The organism is Pseudomonas sp. S32 (assembly GCF_016648095.1).
Taxonomy (GTDB): domain Bacteria; phylum Pseudomonadota; class Gammaproteobacteria; order Pseudomonadales; family Pseudomonadaceae; genus Aquipseudomonas; species Aquipseudomonas parafulva.
Map to the genome: position 1 here is coordinate 74,070 of NZ_JACVVF010000018.1, position 26,527 is coordinate 100,596.

19 protein-coding genes are annotated in these 26,527 nt (G+C 63.9%); 15 read left to right on the top strand and 4 right to left on the bottom strand.

Annotation, left to right across the window (positions count from 1 at the left end; genetic code table 11):
- Window positions 1–26: 26 nt before the first annotated feature.
- From IAE38_RS12420 to IAE38_RS12445, 6 genes are all read left to right on the top strand, one after another.
- Entirely contained in the window at window positions 27–773 is a 747-nt protein-coding gene (locus IAE38_RS12420; RefSeq protein WP_028633257.1) for an amino acid ABC transporter permease, read from the top strand.
- Window positions 774–1,445 (top strand): amino acid ABC transporter permease, encoded by a 672-nt coding sequence (locus tag IAE38_RS12425; RefSeq protein WP_201164926.1) that lies wholly within the window; start codon window positions 774–776, stop codon window positions 1,443–1,445.
- Complete coding sequence (locus IAE38_RS12430) at window positions 1,442–2,176, top strand: amino acid ABC transporter ATP-binding protein (RefSeq protein WP_028633259.1); 735 nt, start codon at window positions 1,442–1,444, stop codon at window positions 2,174–2,176. The genes IAE38_RS12425 and IAE38_RS12430 overlap by 4 nt, the downstream gene beginning before the upstream one ends.
- Window positions 2,177–2,248: 72 nt before the next feature.
- A complete protein-coding gene (locus IAE38_RS12435) occupies window positions 2,249–4,153 on the top strand; it encodes a sensor histidine kinase (protein WP_201217778.1) in 1,905 nt (634 codons plus the stop codon).
- Window positions 4,150–5,478 (top strand): sigma-54-dependent transcriptional regulator, encoded by a 1,329-nt coding sequence (locus IAE38_RS12440; RefSeq protein ID WP_201217779.1) that lies wholly within the window; start codon window positions 4,150–4,152, stop codon window positions 5,476–5,478. The genes IAE38_RS12435 and IAE38_RS12440 overlap by 4 nt, the downstream gene beginning before the upstream one ends.
- A gap of 26 nt (window positions 5,479–5,504) precedes the next feature.
- Complete coding sequence (locus IAE38_RS12445) at window positions 5,505–5,840, top strand: GlpM family protein (protein WP_028633262.1); 336 nt, start codon at window positions 5,505–5,507, stop codon at window positions 5,838–5,840.
- A 21-nt stretch (window positions 5,841–5,861) separates the two neighbouring features.
- Here IAE38_RS12445 and IAE38_RS12450 read toward each other — a convergent pair whose 3' ends face one another.
- Window positions 5,862–6,857: an alpha/beta fold hydrolase gene (locus IAE38_RS12450; RefSeq protein WP_201164923.1), complete on the bottom strand. Its 996-nt coding sequence runs from the start codon at window positions 6,855–6,857 to the stop codon at window positions 5,862–5,864.
- A 196-nt stretch (window positions 6,858–7,053) separates the two neighbouring features.
- Here IAE38_RS12450 and metR point away from each other — a divergent pair, with 196 nt between their 5' ends.
- The gene (gene metR / locus IAE38_RS12455; protein ID WP_028633264.1) at window positions 7,054–7,971 is read left to right on the top strand and encodes a transcriptional regulator MetR; all 918 of its coding nucleotides are present in this window, start codon (window positions 7,054–7,056) and stop codon (window positions 7,969–7,971) included.
- Here the strand turns inward: metR and IAE38_RS12460 are convergent.
- Window positions 7,955–8,368: an NUDIX hydrolase gene (locus IAE38_RS12460; protein WP_201217781.1), complete on the bottom strand. Its 414-nt coding sequence runs from the start codon at window positions 8,366–8,368 to the stop codon at window positions 7,955–7,957. The genes metR and IAE38_RS12460 overlap by 17 nt on opposite strands.
- A 119-nt stretch (window positions 8,369–8,487) precedes the next feature.
- Here IAE38_RS12460 and IAE38_RS12465 point away from each other — a divergent pair, with 119 nt between their 5' ends.
- The 5 genes from IAE38_RS12465 (at window position 8,488) to IAE38_RS12485 (ending at window position 19,110) form a co-directional block, all read left to right on the top strand.
- Window positions 8,488–12,816, top strand: coding sequence for a DEAD/DEAH box helicase (locus IAE38_RS12465; protein WP_201217796.1), 4,329 nt, complete (start codon window positions 8,488–8,490; stop codon window positions 12,814–12,816).
- A gap of 29 nt (window positions 12,817–12,845) precedes the next feature.
- Window positions 12,846–14,465, top strand: a complete 1,620-nt coding sequence (locus IAE38_RS12470) for an FMN-binding glutamate synthase family protein (RefSeq protein WP_201217782.1) — start codon at window positions 12,846–12,848, stop codon at window positions 14,463–14,465.
- A 119-nt stretch (window positions 14,466–14,584) separates the two neighbouring features.
- Window positions 14,585–17,731: a transglycosylase domain-containing protein gene (locus IAE38_RS12475; protein ID WP_201217784.1), complete on the top strand. Its 3,147-nt coding sequence runs from the start codon at window positions 14,585–14,587 to the stop codon at window positions 17,729–17,731.
- A gap of 82 nt (window positions 17,732–17,813) precedes the next feature.
- On the top strand, window positions 17,814–18,356 hold the full coding sequence (locus IAE38_RS12480) for a PadR family transcriptional regulator (protein ID WP_201217786.1): 543 nt from the start codon (window positions 17,814–17,816) through the stop codon (window positions 18,354–18,356).
- The gene (locus IAE38_RS12485; RefSeq protein WP_201217788.1) at window positions 18,349–19,110 is read left to right on the top strand and encodes a siderophore-interacting protein; all 762 of its coding nucleotides are present in this window, start codon (window positions 18,349–18,351) and stop codon (window positions 19,108–19,110) included. Before IAE38_RS12480 ends, IAE38_RS12485 begins: the two co-directional genes overlap by 8 nt.
- A 14-nt stretch (window positions 19,111–19,124) precedes the next feature.
- Here the strand turns inward: IAE38_RS12485 and IAE38_RS12490 are convergent, their stop codons facing one another.
- Together IAE38_RS12490 and IAE38_RS12495 are read right to left on the bottom strand one after the other, a co-directional pair.
- Window positions 19,125–19,745, bottom strand: coding sequence for a Pr6Pr family membrane protein (locus IAE38_RS12490; RefSeq protein ID WP_201164917.1), 621 nt, complete (start codon window positions 19,743–19,745; stop codon window positions 19,125–19,127).
- 1 nt (window position 19,746) lies between these two features.
- Window positions 19,747–19,968 carry a VF530 family DNA-binding protein gene (locus IAE38_RS12495; RefSeq protein ID WP_003252112.1) on the bottom strand — a complete coding sequence of 74 codons (222 nt, stop codon included), beginning with the start codon at window positions 19,966–19,968 and terminating at the stop codon, window positions 19,747–19,749.
- A gap of 162 nt (window positions 19,969–20,130) precedes the next feature.
- Between IAE38_RS12495 and IAE38_RS12500 the strand changes: the two genes are divergently transcribed.
- The 3 genes from IAE38_RS12500 (at window position 20,131) to IAE38_RS12510 (ending at window position 26,182) form a co-directional block, all read left to right on the top strand.
- A complete protein-coding gene (locus IAE38_RS12500; protein WP_201217789.1) occupies window positions 20,131–22,176 on the top strand; it encodes a TonB-dependent receptor in 2,046 nt (681 codons plus the stop codon).
- 231 nt (window positions 22,177–22,407) lie between these two features.
- Window positions 22,408–23,742, top strand: coding sequence for a carbohydrate porin (locus IAE38_RS12505; RefSeq protein WP_201217791.1), 1,335 nt, complete (start codon window positions 22,408–22,410; stop codon window positions 23,740–23,742).
- 28 nt (window positions 23,743–23,770) lie between these two features.
- Window positions 23,771–26,182 carry a glucose/quinate/shikimate family membrane-bound PQQ-dependent dehydrogenase gene (locus IAE38_RS12510; RefSeq protein ID WP_201217793.1) on the top strand — a complete coding sequence of 804 codons (2,412 nt, stop codon included), beginning with the start codon at window positions 23,771–23,773 and terminating at the stop codon, window positions 26,180–26,182.
- Window positions 26,183–26,527 lie beyond the last annotated feature (345 nt).

The following is a 26,527-nucleotide window of genomic DNA, read 5'->3' on the forward strand; positions in this document are numbered from 1 at the left end:
AAACAACCGTCTGAGGGGAAATCCCGATGAATTACAACTGGGACTGGGGCGTATTCTTCAAGTCCACCGGCGTGGGCAGCGAAACCTACCTGGACTGGTACATCACCGGCCTGGGGTGGACCATCGCCATCGCCATTTCTGCCTGGATCATCGCCTTGCTGCTGGGGTCGGTGCTGGGTGTCATGCGTACCGTGCCGAACCGCCTGGTGTCCGGCATTGCCACCGCCTATGTCGAGCTGTTCCGCAATGTGCCTTTGCTGGTGCAGCTGTTCATCTGGTACTTCCTGGTACCCGACCTGCTGCCCGAGGGCTTGCAGGAATGGTTCAAGCAGGACCTTAACCCGACCACCTCCGCGCTCATCAGCGTGATCGTGTGCCTGGGCCTGTTCACCGCCGCGCGGGTGTGCGAGCAGGTTCGCACGGGCATTCAGGCGTTGCCACGGGGCCAGGAGTCCGCAGCCCGGGCCATGGGTTTCAGCCTGTCGCAGATCTACACCAATGTGTTGCTGCCCCAGGCCTACCGCATCATCATCCCGCCGCTCACCTCGGAATTCCTGAACGTGTTCAAGAACTCTTCCGTGGCCTCGCTGATCGGCCTGATGGAGCTGCTGGCGCAGACCAAGCAAACCGCCGAATTCTCGGCCAACCTGTTCGAAGCGTTCACCCTGGCCACCCTGATCTACTTCACCTTGAACATGGGCCTGATGCTGCTGATGCGTCTGGTCGAGAAAAAAGTCGCCGTGCCTGGCCTGATCTCCGTGGGGGGTAAATAAATGGACATGGATTTCAGCGGCATCATCCCTGCCCTGCCTGCCCTGTGGGACGGCATGGTCATGACCCTCGAACTGATGGTCATGGGCGTTGTAGGCGGTATCGTGCTGGGCACCCTGCTGGCCCTGATGCGCCTGTCGTCCAACAAGCTGCTGGCCAACGTGGCCGGGGCCTACGTCAACTACTTCCGCTCCATCCCGCTGCTGCTGGTGATCACCTGGTTCTACCTGGCGGTACCGTTCGTGCTGCGCTGGATCACCGGCGAAGACACCCCGATCGGTGCATTCACCTCCTGCGTGGTCGCCTTCATGATGTTCGAGGCCGCGTATTTCTGTGAAATCGTCCGGGCTGGCGTGCAGTCGATCTCCAAGGGCCAGATGGGCGCCGCGCAGGCGCTTGGCATGACCTACAGCCAGACCATGCGCCTGATCATCCTGCCCCAGGCGTTTCGCAAGATGACCCCGCTGCTGCTGCAACAGAGCATCATCCTGTTCCAGGACACCTCGCTGGTCTACACCGTGGGCCTGGTGGACTTCCTCAACTCGGCACGCTCCAACGGCGACATCATCGGGCGCTCCCATGAGTTCCTGATCTTCGCCGGTGTCGTGTACTTCATCATCAGCTTCTCCGCTTCGTGGCTGGTCAAGCGCCTGCAAAAAAGGATCACCGTATGATTTCCATCAAGAACGTCAACAAGTGGTACGGGGACTTCCAGGTACTGACCGACTGCAGCACCGACGTCAAGAAAGGTGAAGTGGTCGTGGTCTGCGGGCCGTCCGGCTCGGGCAAGTCCACCCTGATCAAGTGCGTCAACGCCCTGGAGCCTTTCCAGAAGGGCGACATCGTGGTGGATGGCACTTCAATCGCCGACGCCAAGACCAACCTGCCCAAGCTGCGCTCCCGGGTGGGCATGGTGTTCCAGCACTTCGAACTGTTCCCACACCTGACCATCACTGAAAACCTCACCATTGCCCAGCGCAAGGTACTGGGCCGCAGCGAGGCGGAGGCCACCAAGAAGGGCCTGGCGCTGCTCGAGCGCGTTGGCCTGAGCGCCCACGCCAAGAAGCACCCGGGGCAGTTGTCTGGTGGCCAGCAGCAGCGTGTAGCCATCGCCCGTGCGCTGTCGATGGACCCGATCGTCATGCTGTTCGACGAACCGACCTCCGCACTGGACCCAGAAATGGTCAACGAAGTGCTGGATGTGATGGTGGAGCTGGCCCACGAAGGCATGACCATGATGTGCGTGACCCACGAAATGGGCTTCGCCCGCAAAGTGGCCAACCGCGTCATCTTCATGGACAAAGGCCACATCATCGAGGATTGCCAGAAGGAAGACTTCTTCGGCAACCCAAGCGGCCGCCACGAACGTACCCAGCACTTCCTCAGCAAGATCCTGCAACACTGATTTTGCCCCATCGAACCGGCCGGCACCGCTGCGCATTCAGGCAGCGGTGCTGGCCGTGACAGGGCCACTGTGATGAAATGCGACCCCTCGCTTCTTCTCCCTGCCAAGCCTGCCGTGAACGCCCGTCTTCTTCGTCAATTGCTGCTGCCGCCCCTGATCATCCTGCTGATGGTCGGCCTGGGGATGGCTGGTTTTGTGATCAGCGAAAACAACGGCATCCGCACCCTCAGCGAAACCGGCGAGCGCCAGCTGGAGCTGCATGCGCGCACCGTGGAAAGCGAGATCAGCAAGTACACCTACCTGCCGAGCCTGCTGGAGCTGGAAGACAGCGTGTCGCACCTGCTGACCGACCCTGACGGCGAATCGCGGCAAACCGTCAACGAGTACCTCGAAGGCCTGAACCGGCGTAGCCGCAGCCGCGCGATCTTCGTCCTGGACACCAATGGCCGGGTACAGGCCACCAGCAACTGGCGCGACGCCGACTCGTTCCTTGGCGAAGACCTGTCGTTCCGCGCCTACTTCCAGACTGCCGTGCGCGGTGAACCCGGGCGCTTCTATGGCATTGGCAGCACCACCGGTGAAGCCGGCTACTACCTGGCCCATGGCCTGGAAGAGCACGGCAAGGTCATTGGCGTGGCCGTGATCAAGGTGCGCCTGGATACCCTCGAAGAACGCTGGCAACGGGCCCGCCTGGAGGCGTTCGTCAGTGACGAGAACGGCATCATCATTTTGTCCAGCGACCCGGCGCGGCGCTTGAAGTCGGTGCGCCCACTGACGCCCCAGATCAAGGAGCGCCTGGCCCGCAGCCTGCAATATTACTGGTGGCCGCTGAACGAGCTGCAACCGCTGGGCCGTGAAACGCTGGCCGACGGCGTAGAAAAACTCACCTTCCCAGCCAACAGCGAAACCGCTCAGGGCAAGCCTCACGAAGTGGCATACCTGGCCCAGACAAGGCGCCTGGCGGACACCCCCTGGCACTTCACCCTGTTGACCCCTTTGCAGGACCTGCGCCGCGAGTCCATGGTGCAGGGCATACTGGTGGCTGTCGCGTTCGCCCTGCTGGCCATTCTGGGCATCGCCTGGAACGAACGGCGCAAGGTCATCGCCACCCGCCTGGCCGCCCGCGAGGCGCTTGAAGAAGCCAACAGCCAGCTGGAACGGCGCATCGCCGAACGCACCGCCGACCTGCGCGCCAGCAACGAGCGCCTCAAGGGGCAGATACGCGAACGCCGGCACGCCGAACAGACCCTGCGCCATGCCCAGGACGAACTGGTGCAGGCCGGCAAGCTGGCGGCGATCGGGCAGATGTCCACCAGCATCGCCCACGAGCTCAACCAGCCCCTGGCAGCGCTGCGCACGTTGTCTGGCAATACGGTGCGCTTCATCGAACGCGGCGCGCTGGAAACTGCCAGTGCCAACTTGCGCACCATCAATGACCTGGTCGACCGCATGGGGCGCATCACTGCCAGCCTGCGTTCGTTCGCCCGGCGCGCCGATGACAATGGCCCCGCATCCCTGGCCAGCGCCGTCGATGCCAGCCTGCAAGTGCTGGCCGACCGCATCAGCAGTTGCCACTTGCAGGTGCATCGGCAGTTCGAGGATACGCTGCTGGCCATCGACCAGACCCGCCTTGAGCAGATTCTGGTGAACCTGATTGGCAATGCCCTGGATGCAATGGCCGCCCAGCCGCTGCCGGCGCTGTGGCTGGACGGTGAACTGCAGGGCGACAAATACCGCCTGCAGGTGCGTGACAATGGCCACGGCATCGACGCCGAAGCCCGCAAGCACCTGTTCGAACCTTTCTTCACCACAAAACCAGGCGAACATGGCCTGGGCCTGGGCCTGACCTTATCAGCGAGCCTTGCCGCCGCGGCCAAAGGCAGCCTCAACGTCGAGCACCCCGCCACTGGCGGCACGGCATTCGTGCTGATCCTGCCACTGGCTTCTCCCCCCAGCGAATTGGCAGAGCACACATGAACCCAGCACCTCTTTCCGTCCTGATCGTCGAAGACGACCCGCATGTGCTGCTTGGCTGCCAACAGGCCCTGGCGCTGGAGGACATCGCCTGCGAGGGTGTGGGCAGCGCCGAGCAGGCACTGGAGCGCATCGGTGATGACTTTGCCGGCATTGTGGTCAGTGACATCCGCCTACCGGGTATCGATGGCCTGGAATTGCTCAACCGCCTGAAAGCACGCGACCGCAGCCTGCCCGTGGTGCTGATCACCGGGCACGGTGATATCGACATGGCTGTCGGCGCCATGCGCAATGGCGCCTATGACTTCATGGAAAAACCCTTTTCACCGGAGCGGCTGGTGGGCGTGGTACGCCGCGCGCTGGAGCAGCGCGGCCTGTCCCGCGAGGTATCGGCCTTGCGCCGCCAACTGGCCGGCCAAAGCAGCCTGGAGGGCCGCATCATCGGCCGCTCGCCGGCCATGGAGCACCTGCGCGAGCTGATCGCCAACGTCGCCGACACCTCGGCAAATGTGCTGATCGAGGGCGAAACGGGCACTGGCAAAGAGCTCGTCGCCCGCTGCCTTCATGATTTCAGCCGCCGCCAGGGCCAGCCGTTCGTCGCCCTGAACTGTGGAGGCCTGCCGGAGAATCTGTTCGAAAGCGAGATCTTCGGCCATGAGGCCAACGCCTTCACCGGTGCCGGCAAACGCCGCATCGGCAAGATCGAACACGCCAATGGCGGGACGCTGTTCCTCGATGAAGTGGAGAGCATGCCCGTCAATTTGCAGATCAAACTGCTGCGCGTGTTGCAGGAGCGCACCCTGGAGCGGCTGGGGTCGAACCAGAGCATTGCCGTGGATTGCCGGGTAATCGCCGCCACCAAGGCCGACCTCGACACATTGGGGCAGAGCGGGCAATTTCGCAGCGACCTGTACTACCGGCTGAACGTGGTGACCCTCGAGCTGCCACCCTTGCGTGAGCGCCGTGAGGACATCCTGCAGTTGTTCGAGCACTTCCTCCATCAATCGGCACTGCGCTTCGACCGCGAAACACCCGCACTGGACAGCCAGACCCTGTCACGCTTGATGTCCCATGACTGGCCGGGCAATGTGCGGGAGCTGCGCAACGTGGCGGAGCGGTACGCGCTGGGGCTTCCGGCATTCAAGAAGGGCCCGAGCGGTGGCGCCAGCCAGGGCCTGGGTTTTGCCGAGGCGGTGGAGGCGTTCGAACGCAACCTGCTCAGCGATGCCCTGCAACGCACCGGGGGCAACCTGAGCCAGGCCAGCCAGGAGCTGGGCATGGCAAAGACCACGCTGTTCGACAAAGTGAAAAAATACGGCCTCGGCTGACCTTCAACCCGATCAGGAAATACAACGTGGACCTGGTATTCAAAGCTGCGCTGGGGGCTGGCGTGGTCGTGCTGCTGGCAATGCTGTCGAAAACCCGTAATTACTACATTGCCGGGTTGGTACCGCTGTTTCCGACCTTTGCCCTGATTGCCCATTACATCGTCGGCAAAGGCCGCAGCATCGCCGACCTCAAGACCACCATCCTGTTTGGCATGTGGTCGATCATTCCGTATTTCGTGTACCTGGCCACCTTGTATGTACTGGTCGACCGCCTGCGGCTGGAAGCTTCGCTGGCATTGGCGACCGTGGCCTGGCTGATGGCCGCTACGGTACTGGTCACGCTGTGGGTGCGCATGCACTGAACATGGCCGACTCTTGCGGGTTCACAACCCGGCGATATGCGTCACATCCTGACGATGCGCTCGCAGATACGGCAGTACCGCACCCAGTAGCGGCGCCTTGAAGGGCTCCTGAAAGCGGTGCGCCAGCCCGGGAATAAGGCGCAACTGGCTGCCCTGTATGTGCGCCGCCAGGTGCACGCCATGCATCACCGGCAACAGCCGGTCAGCCGTACCATGCACCACCAGCGTTGGTACCCGAAGCCGGTTCAGTAATTCCACGCGGCTCGGCTCGGCCAGTATTGCCATGATCTGGCGCTTGGCCCCGTCCGGGTTGAATGCACGGTCATAGGCCAGCGCGGCCTGGTGCAACAGCACGGCACGGTCGTCACGTACCTCGGGGCTACCCAGCGCCGCCAACAGGTCAGCCTGTTGTTCAATGGCCACTTCCCGACTTGGCGCGCTGCGCCGGGCCAACAACTGCACCAGCGCTGGGTCGGGCCCCGGCAGCCCGGCGGCGCCCGAGCTGGACATGACCAGCGTCAGGCTGCGTACACGCTCGGGGGCCATCGCAGCCAGGTGCTGGGCGATCATGCCGCCCATGCTCACACCCAGCACATGAAACTCACGCACACCCAGGGCGTCCATCAGGCGCAAGCCGTCATCCGCCATATCGGTCAGCGTATAGGGCGCGGCCACCGGCAGGCCCAGTTTGTAGCGCAACAGTTCTACCGTCAGGTTTGCCGACGGCGGTAGCTGGTTCCAGCGCGACAGGCCAACGTCACGGTTGTCATACCGAATTACCCGAAAACCCTGGCGGCACAACGCCTCGACCACGTCATCGGGCCAATGAATCAGTTGCCCGCCCAGGCCCATGACCAACAGCAAGGCCGGGTCACGGGGTGCCCCAACACTCTGATAGACCACGCTGACCGCGCCCAGCTCGGCGCGCTGCACCGGCACCTGTGCGTCACAACGCGGTGCGGCAAAGCTGGCAGGAACACTGAAAACGAAGAGAAGAAAAACCCAGAAAGCCCGCATGAAAGAAACACCAGAATGCAAATCCCCACTGAAGCGCGAGTCTGATGAATTTCGTAGCGGCGCGCTGCCACAGTTCGGTGACAGTTTCATGACCAGCGCCAAACGGTAGCACCCGTGAGCAGTCGACACAGGGAGCAACATGAGGGAAACTCAACTCCATTGCCCGCCCCTTTTAATCCATACACCGGAGTTATGTGTGCTGGAGATCCGCCACCTGAAAACCCTTCATGCCCTGCGCGAGTCCGACAGCCTGGTGGAGGCCGCCGAACGGCTACACCTGACGCAGTCGGCGTTGTCGCACCAGTTCAAGGAGCTTGAAGAGCGCCTGGGGATGGCACTGTTCGTGCGCAAGACCAAGCCCATCCGCTTCACCAGCGCCGGGCTGCGCCTGCTGCAACTGGCCGATGCCACCCTGCCACTGCTGCGCGGTGCGGAACGAGACATCGCACGCCTGGCAGGCGGCACGGCCGGGCGCCTGCACATGGCCATCGAATGCCATAGCTGCTTCCAGTGGCTGATGCCTACCATCGACCAGTTTCGCGATGCCTGGCCCGAGGTGGAGCTGGACCTGGCGTCGGGTTTTGCCTTCGCGCCCCTGCCGGCTTTGGCACGGGGCGACCTGGACCTGGTCGTCACCTCCGACCCACTGGACCTGGCCGGTATCACCTACGTGCCCCTGTTCACCTACGAAGCCATGCTGGCGGTTGCCAACCAGCACCCGCTGGCCAGCAAGCCCTACATCGTGCCACACGACCTCACCGACCAGACCTTGATCACCTACCCGGTCGAGCGTGACCGCCTGGATATCTTTACCCGGTTCCTGGAACCGGCAGACATCGAGCCGGCCGCCGTGCGCACCTCAGAGCTGACGGTGATGATGATGCAGTTGGTGGCTAGCGGCCGCGGTGTCTGCGGTATGCCGCACTGGGCGCTGCACGAGTACAGCTCGCGGGGCTACGTAAAGGGCAAGCGGCTGGGCGAAAAAGGCCTGTTCGCCACGCTGTACGCCGCAGTGCGCACCGATATGCTCGATGCGCCCTACATGCGCGACTTTTTGCTGACGGCCAAGGACACCTCGTTCGCCACCCTGGACGGGGTCAGCGCGGTGCGCTGACCGCCTGACGGTACAGCGGCAGGATCAGGTCCCGGGTCAGCGGCGCCAACGCCATGGCCGGGGCCTGATCGGCGCCCAGCCAGACCACTTCTTCGATTTCGGCGGCCGGCGCTACCGGTGCGGCGCTATCGACCCGAAACAGCTCCGCCTGCACCTCGAAACCCGGCTCGTTGGCCGCCGGTGCGCTGAACCTGCCCAGGTGCAGGGCCTGGGAAGGGTCGATGCGCAGGCCCAGTTCCTCGAACAGTTCACGCACCAGCGCCTGCACCGGCGTCTCACCGGCATCGATCTTGCCACCGGGTTGCATGAATGCCTCCGTGCCCCGTTTGCGCACCAGCAAGGTACGGCCCTGGGGGTCGATGAGCAGGGCGGCGGCGATGCGGATCACGTTGGGCATGCGAGTAGGCTCCGTGGAAATGGCGGGGGAGCATCCCATGGGTGACCGAGCCATACAAGGCCGGCTGGGCAGACGAACGGCTACTTGCCAAGCGACCGTCGACCCGCCATAACCACGCTATGAACCTGCCCGCCCATCAACACCCCGCGCTCGAGCTGTTCCACCCGGCTGTCGCCACCTGGTTCCGTCGCCAGTTCGCCACGGTCACTGGCGCCCAGGCCCAGGCCTGGCCGCTGATCCAAGCCGGGGAGTCGACCCTGCTCGCAGCCCCCACCGGCTCGGGCAAGACCTTGAGTGCGTTTCTGGCGGTGCTCGACGGGCTGTTTCGCGAGGGGCTGGAACACCAGGGCCAACTGCCTGCCCGTACCCAGGTGGTGTACGTGTCGCCCCTCAAGGCGCTGTCCAACGATATTCGCCTGAACCTGCAGATGCCCCTGGAAGGCATCCGCCAGGCGCTGGAAGATCAAGGCCTGCAACCGCCGCACATCACCACGGCGGTACGCACCGGCGATACCCCGCAGAAAGCGCGCGCGGCCATGCGCCGGCAGGCACCGCACATTCTGGTGACCACCCCCGAATCACTGTACGTGCTGATGGGGTCGGCATCGGGCCGCGAGGGGCTGCGTAGCGTGCACACGGTGATTGTCGACGAAATCCACGCGCTGGCCGGCAACAAGCGCGGGTGCCACCTGGCGCTTACCCTGGAACGCCTGCAGGCCCTGTGCAACCGCCCCTTGCGCCGCATCGGCCTGTCCGCCACCCAGCGCCCGGTTGAACGGGTGGCGCAATTTCTGGTGGGCAGCCAGCGGACTTGCGCCATTGTCGATGTGGGCCATGCGCGCCAGCGCGACCTGGCCATCGAGATCCCGCCGGTACCGTTGGGTGCCGTGCTGGCTAACGATGCCTGGGGCCTGGTCTATGATCGCCTGGCTGCGCTGGCCCGCGAGCACCGCACCACGCTGGTGTTCGTCAACACCCGCCGGCTGGCAGAGCGCATCACCCGCCACCTCAGCGACCGGCTGGGCAAGGATGCAGTGGCCGCCCACCATGGCAGCTTGTCCAAGGAGTTGCGCCTGGACGCCGAACAGCGCCTCAAGGCCGGCCAACTGCAAGTGCTGGTCGCCACTGCCTCGCTGGAACTGGGCATCGACATCGGCGACATCGACCTGGTCTGCCAGATCGCCTCACCGGGCTCGATCGCCGCGTTTCTGCAGCGGGTTGGCCGTGCGGGCCACCAGGTGGACGGCGTACCCAAGGGCCGCCTGTTCGCCACTTCGCGCGACGACCTGATTGAATGCGTAGCCCTGCTCGACTGCGTGCGCCGGGGCGAACTGGACGAGCTGCATGTGCCCCGTGCGCCGCTGGACGTGGTGGCCCAGCAGATCGTTGCCGAAGTCAGCAACCAGGCGTGGCATGAGCAGGCCCTGTTCGACTGCCTGCGCCAGGCGATGCCGTTCGCCACCCTTGACCCTGACCACTATCAAGCGCTGTTGCGCATGCTGGCCGAGGGCTACAACGGCCGCCAGGGGGTACGCAGTGCCTACCTGCACCGTGACGCGGTCAGCGGCATGCTGCGGGGGCGGCGCGGCAGCCAGCTGACTGCACTGACCAGCGGCGGCACCATCCCCGATAACGCTGACTATGCGGTGCTGCTCGAACCCCAGGCGCTGAACATCGGCAGCGTCAACGAAGACTTTGCGGTCGAGAGCATCGCCGGCGATATCTTCCAGCTGGGCAATGCGTCGTATCGCATCCTCCGGGTCGAGGCCGGGCGCGTGAGGGTGGAGGATGCCCATGGCTTGCCACCGACCATCCCTTTCTGGCTGGGCGAAGCGCCGGGGCGCAGCAACGAACTGTCCGCAGCGGTGGCCAGGCTGCAAGGGCAGATCGACGAGCAATTGCAGCGTGCTGAAGGCGATACGCTCGTTGTACAGGCGTGGCTGCAACACAGCTTCGAACTGGCTGAGGCCTGTGCGCAGCAGTTACTGGACTATCTGGGCCGCACCTGGGATGTGCTTGGGGCGTTGCCATCGCGCGACACGCTGATCATGGAGCGCTTCTTCGACGAGTCTGGCGGCACCCAACTGATCATCCACTCGCCCTACGGTAGCCGCATCAACCGGGCCTGGGGGCTGGCGCTGCGCAAGCGGTTCTGCCGCACCTTCAACTTCGAACTGCAGGCTGCCGCCAGCGAGGACGCCATTGTGCTGTCGTTGTCTGCCGGCCACAGTTTCGAGTTGGCCGATGTATGGCACTACCTCAACAGCCGCAGTGCAGAGCAACTGCTGGTACAAGCCGTGCTTGATGCCCCGCTGTTCGGCGTGCGCTGGCGCTGGAATGCCGGGGTGGCCATGGCACTCCCGCGCTTTGCGGGGGGGCGCAAGGTGGCGCCGCAGGTCCAGCGCATGAAAAGCGAGGACTTGATCGCGGCCGTGTTCCCCGACCAACTCGCCTGCCTGGAAAACCTGGCCGGTGAGCGGCAGGTGCCTGACCACCCACTGGTCGAGCAAACCCTGGATGACTGCCTGCACGAAGCCATGGACAGTGACGGCTGGCTGGCGCTGTTGCAGCGCATGGAGCAAGGCGCCGTGCGCCTGTTGAGCTGCGACTTGCCCGCCCCGTCACCGTTGGCAGCGGCCATCCTCAATGCCCGGCCCTACGCGTTTCTGGATGACGCCCCACTGGAGGAGCGACGCACCCAGGCCGTACTCAACCGGCGCTGGAGCGATGTGACCAGCGCGCACGACCTGGGCGCGCTGGACGCCGATGCCATCGCCGCCGTCGCCGCCGAGGCCTGGCCGCAGCCAGGCAATGCCGATGAAATGCACGAGGCGCTAATGAGCCTGGGTGCCATTCACCGCGATGAAGCCCAGGCTGAGCCCCGCTGGCGCACACTGCTGGCACAACTGGCCAAAGCCGGGCGCGTCCTGTATCTGGAAGGCCAATCACTGTGGTTGGCCCGCGAGCGGCTGGCCCTGTTGCGAGCGGTCTACCCAGGCTGCCAACCCACCCCTGCACCCGATATGCTGCCGGGTTTCGATGAACCGGTAGCACCGGAGCAGGCACTCAGCGAACTGCTGCGCGCCCGCTTGAGCGGCCACGGCCCGAGCACCGCAGCGCAACTGGCTGCGCCGCTGGGCAAGCCGGCGGGCGACATGGAGCAGGCGTTGGCCCGCCTGGAGAACGAAGGCTATGTGCTGCGTGGGCATTTCAGCCCAGGTGCCGATGACATGCAGTGGTGCGAACGCCACCTGCTGGCCCGTATCCACCGCTACACGGTCAAGCGCCTGCGGCGGGAAATAGAACCGGTCAGCCTGCAGGACTTCATGCGCTTTCTGTTCGACTGGCAGCACCTGGCACCGGAACAGCGCCTGCGCGGCCCGCTGGCAGTCACCCAGGTACTGGCTCAACTGCAGGGGTTCCCCAGTGCCGCCGCAGCCTGGGAAGCCGATGTGCTGCCCGCCCGCATCCAGGATTACACCCCGCACTGGCTCGACGATGCCTGCCGCAGCGGCCAGTTTGCCTGGAGCCGGTTGGCCGCGACGGTGTCGGGCAGCACCCTTGCCAGCACGCCGTTGGTATTGCTTCCGCGCGAGCAGGTGAACACCTGGCGCAGTCTTGCGCCCACCGTCGCCGTCGATGACCTGGGGCTACGGGCGCAGAAGGTGCATGGTGCACTGAAAGCCCACGGCGCACTGTTTTTCGATGAACTCAGCCAAGAGGCGCGCCTCCTGCCCAGCGAGCTGGAAGCAGCGCTGCAGGAACTGGTAGGGGCCGGCCTGGTGGGCGCTGACAGCTTCACCGGCCTGCGCAGCCTTATCACCCCCACCGCCAGGCGCAGCACTCGACGCCCCCGTTTCGGCCACGTGCCAGTTTCTACCAGCATGGCCTATGCCGGGCGCTGGGCACTGCTGCGCCGAAGCGATGCCCTGCCCGATCAGCAGCAACGCCTGGAGAGCATCGCGCGCGCCCTGCTGCAACGCTATGGGGTGATCTGCTGGCGGCTGCTGGAGCGCGAAAGCGATGTGCTGCCGCCCTGGCGTGAGTTGCTGCGTTGCTATCACCGCCTGGAGGCACGTGGCGAGATCCGTGGCGGGCGTTTTATCGCCGGGCTGGCGGGCGAACAGTTTGCCCTGCCCGAGGCAGTGGCAGTGCTGCGCCAGGTACGGCGGCGCAAGGCCCAGGGCACGTTGCAGGTGGTGAGCGCCAGTGATCCGCTGAACCTGATCGGGTCGCTGCTGCCCGGCGCCAAGGTGCCTGCCGTGGGCGGCAACCGGCTTTTGTACCGCGACGGTGTGCCCGTGGCGGTGCGTGTGGGCAAGCGCTACACCTGCCTGGTCGACGCGCCGGCAGCGCAGCAGGAAGGTTGGCGGCAGTTGCTGCTGCGCGACATGCCCTTTGCAGCGGCGGGCAAGTTGGCTATGGTCGGTGCTGAACCCAGGCCCTGAGCCTGACCGCGCCATCACAAGGACCCTGTATGAGCCTGTCACTTCTCAGCCGCTATGCCGTGTTTGCCGCCTGCGTACTGTTCACCCTGGCCAGCCTGCCATTCATGCACCACGAATGGTTGTGGCCCTTCACCCTCACCACGGCGGTGCTCAGCCTGATCGGGCTGTTCGACCTGCTGCAGAAGCGTCATGCGGTGCGCCGCAACTATCCGATCCTGGGCAACATCCGTTACCTGGTGGAAGGCATACGCCCGGAGATCCGCCAGTACCTGCTGGAAGCCGACAGCGACGCCCTGCCGTTTTCCCGCGCACAGCGGTCGCTGGTGTATTCGCGTGCGAAGAACGAAGCGTCGGACAAACCGTTCGGCACGCTGATGGACGTGTACGCATCGGGCTTCGAGTTCATCGGCCATTCCATGCGCCCCGCCCCCCTGGCTGACCCGGCGAGCTTTCGCATCGACATCGGCGGCCCCCAGTGCACCCAGCCCTATTCAGCGTCCATTTTCAACATTTCGGCCATGAGCTTCGGCTCGCTCAGCGCCAATGCCATCCGCGCCCTGAACCAGGGCGCCAAACTGGGCAACTTCCACCACGACACCGGCGAAGGCAGCATCAGCCCCTACCACCGCGAACACGGTGGCGACCTGGTATGGGAACTGGGCAGTGGCTACTTCGGTTGCCGCACCCCGGACGGGCGCTTCGACCCGCAACGGTTTGCCACCCAGGCCAGCAGCCCGCAGGTGCGCATGATCGAAATCAAGATGAGCCAAGGTGCCAAACCCGGCCACGGCGGTATCTTGCCCAAGCACAAGGTAACTCAGGAAATCGCCGAAACCCGTGGGGTACCCCTGGGTGAGGACTGCATCTCGCCGTCGCGCCACAGTGCGTTTTCCACGCCCATCGAAATGATGCAGTTCGTTGCCCAACTGCGCGAGCTGTCAGGCGGCAAGCCGGTGGGGTTCAAGCTGTGCCTGGGGCACCCGTGGGAATTCATGGGCATCGCCAAAGCCATGCTGGAAACCGGCATTCTCCCCGACTTCATCGTGGTGGACGGCAAGGAAGGTGGCACGGGTGCAGCGCCCGTGGAGTTCACCGATCACATCGGTGTGCCGCTGCGCGAAGGGTTGCTGTTCGTGCACAACACATTGGTAGGCCTGAACCTGCGGGACAAGATCAAGCTTGGCGCCAGCGGCAAGATCGTCAGCGCATTCGACATCGCCAGCGTACTGGCCATCGGCGCCGACTGGGCCAATGCCGCACGCGGCTTCATGTTTGCCATCGGCTGCATTCAGTCGCAGAGCTGCCACACCAACAAGTGCCCCACCGGCGTCGCCACCCAGGACGCCCTGCGCCAGCGTGCACTGGTGGTGCCCGACAAGGCGCAACGCGTGTTCAACTTCCACAGCAATACCCTGCGCGCCCTGGCCGAGATGCTGGCCGCAGCAGGCCTGGAGCACCCGGCTCAGTTGGAGGCCAAGCACTTGGTACGGCGCATCTCGGCCACTGAAATCAAACTGTTCTCGCAGATGCATGTCTTCCTTAAGCCAGGCCAGTTGCTGACTGGCGACGTCGACGGCGAATTCTATTCGCGCATGTGGCAGCTGGCCCGGGCCGACAGTTTCGAACCTCACAGCGAAGCGGCGGCCTGAATGCCCTGACCTGTGCGGTGCGGTGCTGTACAGGTCGAATCGACATTTTTTTCACATGACCCGCTCAACGTCTAAGCTTGAGTCAAGCAAGACGTAAATACCTGGCCGGATAGAAGATTATGGGCGCACTGTGGCAAACGGATCCAAGCACAACGGAAGCACCCGAACAACCTCCTGCCGAGACGCCACACCCCAAATCCCCCCGTCAGCGCCGGCTGTGGTGGCGGTTGATCATCCTGATCCTGCTGGTAGCGGCGGGTGCCGTCGGCTACGCCGCCTATGTGGAATTCCGTACCTCCGAATGGCAGTCACGCGAGTTTTCCAAACTGGCCAGCACCCTCACCTACTCGCTGCAGCCGGGCCCCAGCGATGCCATCGTTTACCCAGGTGAAGGGCCATTCGACAAGCGCCTGGGCTACAGCGCCCTGGGCGAGTTCCTGCCGCGGTTGCTCAAGCGTGACTACCTGATCAGCGAACAGGTGAGGTTCTCGCCGGCACTGGTCAACTACGTTGACCACGGCTTGTTCGCCCCGTACATCGAGAAGGTCCAGGCCGGGTTGTCCATCACCGACTGCCGGGGCGATACCCTCTACGAGTACAAGTACCCCCAACACCTGTACCCGGATTTCGCGGCGATTCCACCGGTAATGGTCAACAGCCTGCTGTTTATCGAAAACCGCGACCTGCTCGACACCCAGGACCCACGCAACAACCCGGCGGTGGACTGGCCACGGTTCGCCAAGGCGGCCTACAGCCAGATTGCCCGTTACCTCGCCCTGCCTGGCCAGTCGGCCGGCGGCAGTACCCTGGCCACCCAGCTGGAAAAGTACCGCCATTCGCCTGACGGGCTGACGGTGTCCGGCGCGGAAAAAATCCGCCAGATGATCTCGGCCAGCGTACGCGCCTACCAAGGTGGGCCAGACACTACCGAGGCGCGCCAGCGTATCGTGCGCGACTACCTCAACAGCGTGCCCCTGTCCGCAGTGCCCGGCCACGGTGAGGTGCATGGCATGGCCGAGGGCCTGCGGGTGTGGTACGGCGCCGATTTCGATCAGGTGAACCAGGCCCTCACGGCCACCACCACCGACCCGCAAAGCCTGGCCGCCCGTGGCCTGGCCCTGCGCCAGGTGCTGTCGCTGATGATCGCCCAGCGGCGCCCGTCCCACTACCTGTCCAAAGGCCGCAATGAGCTGGCTGACCTGACCGATGCCCATGTGCGCGTACTGGCAGCCAACCACGTCATCGAGCAACCGCTTGCCGACGCGGCACTGGCCAGCAAGGCGGTTTACCGGGACTGGGTCGCGCAACCCACCATCGTGCCGATCGTCACCAACAAGGGCATCAGCCTGGCCCGTAACCGCCTGGCAGCCATGCTCAACCGCCCGCTCTACGACCTTGACCGCCTGGACCTGTCGGCCACCAGCACCTTGCAGGCCGATTTGCAGATCCAGGTCAGCCAATACCTGAAAAACCTCGCCGACCCCGTCTTCGCCGGGCAGATCGGCCTGATCGGCGAACGATTGCTCACCGCAAAGACCACCGACCAGGTCAGCTACAGCTTCACTCTGTTCGAACGCACCGCCGACGGCTCGCGGGTGCGGGTGCAGACCGACAGCACCAACCAGCCCTTCGACATCAATGAGGGCAGCAAGCTGGAGTTGGGTTCCACCGCCAAGTTGCGGGTGCTCACCACCTATCTGGAGATCATCGCCGAGCTGCATGACAAGTACGCCGGCAAGCCGGTGGCAGCGCTTAACAAGGTAGACGTTGCCGAGCTGGACAGCATCAGCCGGTGGTCGCTGGGCTGGCTGGCACAGAACAGCAAAAACCAGAGCCTGGATGCCATGCTCGATGCCGCGCTGGAGCGCAAGTACTCCGCCAGTACCGGTGAAGCTTTCTTTACCGGTGGCGGCATGCATGTGTTCAACAACTTCCGCAAGGAAGACAACGGCCGGATCCCTACGCTCAAGGACGCCCTGCGCGAATCGATCAACTTGCCGTTCATCCGCCTGATGCGCGACGTGGTGCGCTATGTGACCTACCAGCAACCCTTCAACCGGGTGCCGTTGCTCAAGGACGATGCCGACCCGCGCCGCCAGGAATACCTGGCCCGCTTTGCCGACAAGGAAGGCAGCAACTACCTGATGCGCTTCTGGAAGAAGTACCAGCGCAAAACCTCCCAGCAACGCCTGGACACCTTCCTCGACAGCATGCGCGTGACGCCACAGCGGCTGGCGGCCGTACACCGCTACCTGTTCCCCGAAGCCGGCCAGCAAACCTTCAATGCATTTGTACGGGCCCACCTGAAGGGCGACAAGGCAGCCCTCGGCAAACTTACCGACGGCCGGCTGGCCGAGATGTACGACAGCTACGGGCCTGGCAAGTACGACCTGCCTGACCAGGGCTATATCGCCAAGGTGCACCCCCTGGACTTGTGGCTGCTGGGCTACCTGCTGAAGAACCCGGGTTCGACCTTGAGCGAGATGCTGAACGCCAGCCGGTTCGAGCGCCAGGAAGTGTACGGCTGGCTGTTCAAGAGCCGCCACCAGGGCGCCCGCGACAGCCGCATCAGAACCATGGTCGAAATCGAAGCCTTCACCGACATTCACCAGCGCTGGAAGCGCGTGGGTTACCCGTTCGACCACCTGGTACCGTCCCTGGCTACGGCCATTGGCAGCTCGGGTGACCGGCCTGCGGCGCTGTCCGAACTGGTCGGCATCATCCAGAACGACGGCGTGCGCCTGCCGACGCTGCGCATCGATACGCTGCATTTTGCCGCCAACACGCCCTATGAAACCAAGCTGCTGAGCGACCCAGACCGTGGGGTTCGGATTTTGCCCGTGGAAGTGGCGCGGGCACTCAAGGGTGCCATGTCGCAGGTAGTGGATGCAGGGACTGCACGGCGCATCTCGGGCAGCTTCAAGCTGCAGGACGGTACGCCACTCGTGATGGGTGGCAAGACCGGCACCGGCGACAACCGCATCGAAAGCTTTGGTGCCGGCGGCCGCCTGATCGGCTCCCGCTCGCTGAACCGCACTGCCACGTTCGTATTCTTCCTCGGCGACAACCACTTCGGCACCCTGACGGCGTTCGTACCGGGGCGATCGGCAGAGGCCTTCAAGTTCACCTCGGCGCTACCGGTTCAGGTATTGAAGGGCATGGCGCCCATCCTCATGCCCTATCTACAGCCGGGTAACCCCAATGAGTGCAAGCCGCCTGAACTGGCAGCCAACCTACCCACCAACGCTAAATCATCGATTCAATAGATGATAATCATCAGCATTCAGGGTTTGCCTGTGATCTATCTTGAGTACTATCTTAAGATATATCTCACAGGGAGCCCCGACCATGCGCGAACCTGCCCATGATCCTTTCGACCGACGACCCGCCCGTGGCGAACGCGGCCCTCGGGTGTTCGCACCCGGCGACCTGAGGCTACTGTTACTGGCGCTACTGGCTGACCAGCCTGGCCACGGCTACGACCTGATCCGCCAGATCGAAAAGCTGTTCGACGCCAGCTACACGCCCAGCCCCGGGGTGATCTACCCCACCCTGAACTTCCTCGAGGAAGCCGAGCTGATCAGTGGCCAGACCCAGGGCAGTAAACGCCTGTATGTGATCACCGATGCCGGGCGCAACGCACTCGTCGAGCAGGCCGTGGCCCTGGAAGGGGTGCGCATGCGCATTGAGGTAAGCAAGCGCGCCCTGCGCGGGCATGACCGACCGCCCGAAATCCACGAGGCGGTCAGCAACCTGCGCCATGCCCTGCACATGCACCATGGCCGTTGGACGCCCGATGAAATCGAACGTGTCCGCGACCTGCTCAACCACACCGCCAAGGCCATCGCCAGCGGGCCCACCGACTTTGCCAGGGAGACCTCAGATGAATGATTCCATCCACCGCGTCAACCACGAAATCCGCCAACGCCGCCTGCAGGTCCTGCGGGTGACCGACCTCACCCCGCGGATGCGCCGCATCACCCTGGGCGGTGAAGAACTGCAGGGGTTCACCAGCCTGGGCAGCGACGACCACATCAAGCTGCTGTTTGCCGAAACACCCGAACAGCAGCAGGCGCTGGAAGCCCGCGAAATGGCCCGTGATGGCGGCGCCCGGCCAACCATGCGCGAATACACCCCCCGGCGCATCGACCTGGAGGCCAACGAGCTGGACATCGACTTCGTGCTGCACGGCGATGGCCCGGCCTCCACCTGGGCAGCCCAGGCGACACCAGGGCAGCACCTGGATATCGCGGGGCCGCGTGCCTCGCTGGTGGTGCCGGATATGTTCGACAGCTACCTGCTGATTGGCGACGAAACCGCCCTGCCTGCCATCGGCCGTCGCCTCGAAGGCCTGCCTGCAGGGCGTCGCGTGGTCGCCGTCGTCCAGGTAGAAGACATCCATGAGCAGCAGCCATTGCCCAGCCCAGCCCAGGTAGACGTGCAGTGGCTGATTCGCGGGCAGGACGACGTGCTTGCACGGGTGCAACACATGCCGCTGCCCGAGGGCCGTGTATATGCGTGGGTCGCGCTGGAAAAGGCCCTCACCCGTCAGGTAAAGGCGGCATTACTGGAAAAAGGCGTGCCCGACGATGCGCTCAAAGCGGCTGCCTACTGGCGCGCCGACGGCACTGCGGACGATGCCTGACGCGCCCGAGCGCTTCACTGGCGCCACCGGTCCAGCGCCAGCAGCACCAGGCCAATCGCCCAGAACCCCGCCAACACGCCAAGAGCGTTGACCAGCACCTGGCCGTAGCCAAGGCTGGCTACATCGATGAAGGGGTAGGCGTAAGCCCCGATCTCCCCCCCCCGCCACAGCGCGTAGGCAAAGTACACGGCCGGGTACACCGCCCAGGCGGCCAGATGCCTCACGCGCAAGGTGCCTTTGGGCACCTCGAACCACCAGTACAGGGTGTACAGCGCGGGCATCACGTCGTGCAGCAGCTCATCCGCCAGCCACTGCCAGCCTTCTGGCTGCCAGAGGTGGCGCAGCAACATGCTGTAGGCCAGGGCCACCAGCAGGATGCTGACCGCCACTGCCGATGCCACCACCGGTGACAGGAAAAACCGCTTGCCTGCCCCCTCACGGCCAAATGCCGCATAGCTGAGCACCGTGGCCACCAGCAGGTTGGTGAGCACCGTGAAATACCCGAACACGTTGATCAGCCCGCCGATCAGGCTGGCCTGCGCCTGCCAGCGCCCCCACAACACCAGGTACACCTGCACGGCCAGGCCGAACCACCCGAGCAGCGCGATGCCGGTCAACCAGGCACGGCGAGGCACCTCAAGCTTGCCGCTGCAGTTTCACGTACAACTGCTCGACCTTTTCCCGAGCCCAGGGGGTTTTGCGCAAAAAGGTCAGGCTGGACTTGATCGTGGGGTTGCTCTTGAAGCAGCGCACGTCGATGCGCTCGGCCAGGCCTTGCCATTGGTAGTGGGCCACCAGCTCGGTGAGGATCTGTTCAAGGGTCTTGCCGTGCAGCGCGTTGTGTTGGGCCGTGCTCATGCCAGTGCTCCGGTGCAAAGATGCGCACCTTACACCACCCCAGGGTGGGGTGTGCCGCCAGTAGAGGCAGAAAAAGACTGGCCAGTAGCAAAATCTCTGTGCTGAAATACGTATGTTATATAGTAACAATACAATCTTTCTGCCAAGGAACGCTCTTTTCCCATGTTGTACTCACCGCTCCGCCTCTCCCCTCTCGCCGTCGCGCTCTGGTTAGCCGCGTCACCTAGCCAGGCTGTGGAACTCGCCCCCCAGGTCATTACTGCCAACCCGTTGGGCAAGCGCCAGCTCGCGGCGCCCAGCACCGTGCTCGAAGGCGACGACCTGCTGCAACAGCAGCATGGCAGTCTGGGGGAAACCCTCAACAAGCAACCGGGGGTTGCTTCGACCTGGTTCGGGCCAGGTGCCAGCCGCCCGGTCATCCGTGGCCTGGATGGCGACCGCATCCGTATTCTGCGCAACGGCGTGGGTGCTCTGGACGCCTCTTCCCTGTCCTACGACCATGCCGTGCCGCTGGACCCGGTCACGGTCGATCGCATCGAAATCGTCCGCGGCCCTGCTGCACTGCTGTATGGCGGCAACGCCATCGGCGGCGTGGTGAACACCTTCGACAACCGGATCCCGGACAGCCCCATCGACGGTATCCAGGGGGCGGGTGAGTTGCGCTATGGCGGTGCCGACACCACCCGCAGCAGCGCCGGCAAGCTGGAGGCCGGTAACGGTGCTTTCGCCCTGCACATCGATGCCAACAGCCGCCAGTTCAACGACCTGCGCATTCCGGGTTACGCCCGCAGCGCCAAGGTGCGCGATGCCGACGACCCCGGCAGCAAGCACCGCCTGGAAAACAGCGACGGCCGCCAGGACGGCGGCGCACTCGGCGGTGCCTACCACTGGGACCACGGTTACGCCGGGCTGTCCTACAGCCGCTATGACAGCAACTACGGGTCGGTTGCCGAACCCGGCGTGCGCCTGGACATGCAGCAGGATCACTACGCTTTCGCCTCAGAAGTGCGCGACCTGGAAGGCCCGTTCAGCTCGGTCAAGGTCGATGCCGGCTACACCGACTACCAGCACCGCGAAATCGAAGAAGGTGAAGTGCACACCACGTTCAAGAACAAGGGCTACGAAGCCCGTATCGAAGCCCGTCATCAGCCGTTGGGCCCGGTAGAAGGTGTGGTCGGGGCGCAGGTTAGCCGCAACGAATTTTCGGCACTGGGTGAGGAAGCCTTCGTCCCGCACACCAACACCGACAGCCTGGCGGTGTTCTTGCTGGAGCAATGGCAAGCCACCGAACGCCTGGACCTGAGTGTGGGTGCACGCCTGGAACACACCCGGGTGGACCCGGATGCCAAGGGGAACGAGAACTTCACCGACGCCGACAGCGCCAGCAGTTTCAATGCGTTCAGCCTGTCTTCCGGTGCCGTGTACCAGCTGGACCCGATCTGGTCGCTGGCGGCCAACCTCGGCTACACCGAACGGGCACCGACCTTCTACGAGCTGTACGCCAATGGCGCTCACGTTGCCACCGGCGCCTATGAAGTGGGCGACGCCAGCCTGAACAAGGAAAAGGCCATTTCAGCCGACCTGGCGCTGCGCTTCGACAACGGCACGCACAAGGGCAGCGTGGGCGTGTTCTACAGCCATTTTCGCAACTACATCGGCCTGATTGGCACAGGCAGCCTGCGCGAGGGGCATGACCATGATCACGGCGAGGATGACCACGATCACGACCATGACCATGGCGGCTTCCCGGAGTACGAGTACCAGGGCGTACGCGCGCGCTTCTACGGCATCGAGGCCCAGGACCGCTGGCAACTGGCGCAGAACCGCTATGGCAGCTTTGCCCTGGAACTGTCGGGGGACTACACCCGGGCCAAGAACCTCGACAGCGGTCAGCCATTGCCGCGCATTGCGCCGCTGCGCCTGAACAGCGGGCTGGTGTGGGAACTGGACCGTTGGCAGGCGCGGGTGGACGTGCAACATGCCGCTTCGCAGCACCGTAAACCGGCCAACGAAACCAGCACCGATGGCTACACCACCTTGGGCGCCAGCGTGGGCTACCGCTTTGATATCGGCCACAGCCAGTGGCTGGCTTTCGTGCGTGGCGAGAACCTCACCGACCAGACGGTGCGCTACGCCAGTTCGATCCTGCGCGACATCGCACCGGCGCCGGGGCGCAGTGTGGAGGTGGGGTTACGGACCACGTTCTGACGGTACTGACAGTGTAGAAGGGGCTGCCCTGCAGCCCCGCTCACGCCACTATTACCCAGCAGGCAACAATGCACTGCGACAATTTGTCTTTTTTTCTGATCGCTTCCTCTATATCCTCCCCGCCGCAAGCTGAATCGCTTCACCCAACCTCCCTGACGCCATTTCCATTGATGGATCACCGCCATCGATGCGCTTGCCGTATTTTCAATAATCAGAAGACAGCGCTATCCCATGCTTCAACTGCCAAAACCCTGCTTCATCGCCCTTGCCCTGGCTGCATCGGTATCCCCAGCCTGTGCCGGCGATATGTTCGCCAGCGACTCGCCCTGGATGTTCGGCGACTGGGGCGGTACCCGCAGCGCCCTGCTGGAGAAAGGCTACGACTTTACCTTCGGCTACACCGGCGAGATGGGCAGCAACCTGCACGGCGGCTATGACCACGACCGCACCGCGCGCTACAGCGACCAGTTCACCTTTGGTAGCCACCTGGACCTGGACAAGGTGCTGGGCTGGAAAGACGCCGAATTCCAGCTCACCGTTACCGAGCGCCACGGTGACAACATCAGCAATGACCGCATCAACGACCCCCGCGTCGGTGGCTTCACGTCGGCCCAGGAAGTCTGGGGACGTGGGGAAACCTGGCGCCTCACGCAGTTGTGGCTGCGGCAGAAGTACTTCGACGGCGCACTGGATGTGAAATTCGGCCGCTTTGGCGAGGGCGAAGACTTCAACAGCTTCCCGTGCGACTTCCAGAACCTGGCGTTCTGCGGCTCGCAAGTGGGTAACTGGGTGGGGGGCATCTGGTACAACTGGCCGGTCAGCCAATGGGCTCTGCGTGTGCGCTACAACCTCGGCGATGCCCTGTTCGCCCAGGTGGGCGTGTACGAACAAAACCCTTCCAACCTCGAATCCGGCAATGGTTTCAAGCTCAGCGGCAGCGGCACCCAAGGCGCCGTGATGCCGATCGAACTGGTATGGAGCCCGCGTATCCAAGGCTTGAAAGGGGAATATCGCGCTGGCTACTACTACAGTAATGCCAATACACAGGATGTTTACAAGGACGACAACGGCAGGCCGGCAGCACTCAGTGGGGCCGCCTACCGCAGCAGCTCAAGCAAACACGGGTTCTGGCTCGGCGCCCAGCAGCAGGTTACTGCCTTGGCCAGCGACCAGTCCCGTGGCCTGAGCCTGTTCGCCAACGCCACGGTGCATGACAAGAAAACCAATGCCATCGATAACTACGTGCAGGCAGGGCTGGTATTCAAAGGGCCGTTCGACGCTCGCGCCAAGGACGACATCGGCTTCGCCCTGGCCCGCGTGCACGTCAACCCCGCCTACCGCAAGAATGCCCGCCTGGCCAACCAGGCCGCAGGCGTGGACGACTACGCCAATCCGGGTTTCCTCCCGGTACAAGACACTGAATACAGCGCCGAACTGTATTACGGCATTCACCTGGCCGACTGGCTCACCGTACGCCCCAACCTGCAGTACATCCGCCACCCGGGCGGGGTGTCCCAGGTGGACGATGCGGTGGTCGGCGGCCTGAAGATCCAGAGCACGTTCTAACCCTAATTCATTCAACGGAGAACATACGATGAGCACTGAAGGTGCCAAGAGTGGAAGCCGCTGGCTACCCCGCCTGATCGGCGTCTTGCTGCTACTGATGGGGCTGGCGCTGCTGGCCGGCGGCATCAAGCTGAGCCAGGTGGGCGGTTCGCTGTATTACCTCATTGCCGGTGTCGGCTTCGCCCTGTCGGGCATTCTGCTGTTGGCCCAACGCCGTATCGGTCTTGGCCTGTATGGCCTGGTTCTGCTGGGCAGCACGGTATGGGCGCTGCTGGAAGTGGGCCTGGACTGGTGGCAACTGGTGCCGCGCCTGGCGCTGTGGTTCGCCATCGGCCTGGTGCTGCTGCTGCCTTGGGCCCGCCGCCCGCTGATCGGCCCGGCCAGCAAAGCCAACACAGCGCTGCTGAGCGTTGCCGTGATCGCCTCGGGCGCCTGCGCCGTGGCCAGCCAGTTCACCCACCCAGGTGAAGTGTTTGGCGAACTGGGCCGCGACAGCAGTGAAATGGCCAGCGATGCCCCTGCCATGCCTGATGGCGAGTGGCAGGCGTATGGGCGCACCGAGCACGGTGACCGGTACTCCCCGCTGCGCCAGATCACTGCGCAAAACGCCTACCGCCTGGAAGAGGCCTGGCGCATTCGCACGGGTGACCTGCCCACCGACAACGACCCGGTGGAACTGACCAACCAGAACACCCCGTTGAAGGTCAACGGCATGCTCTATGCCTGCACCGCGCACAGCCGCCTGCTGGCGCTGGACCCGGACACCGGCGCAGAAATCTGGCGCTTCGACCCGCAGGTCAAAAGCCCGGTCGGCACCTTCAAGGGCTTCGCCCACATGACGTGCCGCGGTGTTTCGTACTACGACGAAAACCGCTACGTAAGCCGTGACGGCAGCCCCGCGCCGAAGATCACCGACGCCGGCCAGGCCGTGGCCCAGGCTTGCCCGCGCCGGCTGTACCTGCCCACCGCCGATGCCCGCCTGATCGCCATCAACGCCGACAACGGCAAGGTGTGCGAAGGCTTCGCCAACCAGGGCACCATCGACCTGACCAAAGGCATCGGGCCGTTCACCGCGGGGGGTTACTACTCCACCTCGCCGGCAGCCATTACCCGTGACCTGGTCATCATCGGCGGCCACGTTACCGACAACGAGTCGGTCGACGAGCCATCGGGCGTGATCCGCGCCTACGACGTACACGACGGCCACTTGGTCTGGAACTGGGACAGCAACAACCCGGACGACACCAAGCCACTGGCACCGGGCAAGACCTACAGCCGCAACTCGGCCAACATGTGGTCGATCGCCAGCGTCGACGAAGACCTGGGCATGATCTACCTGCCGCTGGGCAACCAGACCCCGGACCAGTGGGGTGCGGACCGTACCCCGGGTGCCGAGAAGTACAGCGCCGGTGTAGTCGCCCTGGACCTCGCCACCGGCAAGGCGCGTTGGAACTACCAGTTCACCCACCACGACTTGTGGGACATGGACGTCGGCAGCCAGCCCACCCTGGTTCAGCTGAAGACTGACGACGGCGTGAAGCCCGCGATCATTGTGCCGACCAAACAGGGCAGCCTGTACGTGCTGGACCGTCGCGACGGCACGCCGATTGTGCCGATCCGTGAGATCCCGACCCCGCAAGGTGCAGTGAAGGGCGACCACACCTCGCCCACACAGGCCCGTTCGGACCTGAACCTGCTGGGCCCTGAGCTGACCGAGCAGGCCATGTGGGGCGCCACGCCGTTCGACCAGATGCTGTGCCGCATCCAGTTCCGCGAGCTGCGCTACGAAGGCCAGTACACGCCGCCGTCCGAGCAGGGCACCCTGGTCTACCCGGGCAACGTGGGTGTGTTCAACTGGGGCAGCGTGTCGGTCGACCCGGTACGTCAACTGCTGTTCACCACGCCTAACTACATGGCGTTCGTGTCGAAGATGATTCCACGCGAGCACGTGGCCGAGGGCAGCAAGCGCGAAAGCGAAACCAGCGGCGTGCAGCCTAACGCCGGCGCCCCCTACGCCGTGACCATGCACCCGTTCCTTTCGCCGCTGGGTGTACCGTGCCAGGCGCCAGCCTGGGGCTATGTGGCAGCCATTGACCTGTTCACCAACAAGGTGGTCTGGAAACACAAGAACGGCACTACCCGTGACAGCACTCCTGTGCCGATCGGCCTGCCGGTTGGCGTACCGAGCATGGGCGGTTCCATCGTAACTGCCGGTGGCGTTGGCTTCCTCAGCGGTACGTTGGACCAGTACCTGCGTGCCTATGACGTGAACAACGGCAAGGAGCTGTGGAAGGCGCGGCTGCCAGCGGGTGGTCAGGCAACGCCGATGACCTACACGGGCAAGGACGGCAAGCAGTATGTGTTGGTGACTGCGGGTGGCCATGGGTCGCTGGGTACCAAGATGGGTGACTACATCATCGCTTACAAGCTTCCAAACTGATTGGATGGCGCTTATCCCGCGCAAACATTCTTTTGCGCGGGTGGCGCTTAGTCACCTTTCCGCCCTGACGGCGGGTTACTTGGGTCTTGGCCCAAGTAACCAACGCCGCCCGCTCCCATCATCCGGTCCCCTGAAGTCGCAATCTGTGTTGCTTGAACTATCGCGCGCCTAGAAGCAGTAGCATACGAGTTCTTCCAGTGAGTGCATGGATATATTCAAGTTCGCTGTTGCTGTTGCTGTAGATCTTGATCTTGATCTTGATCTTGATCTTGATCTTGATCTTGATCTTGACTGTGATCTTGATCTTCGCGACTTCAGGAGGCCGAACGAAGGACTTGCGGAGGG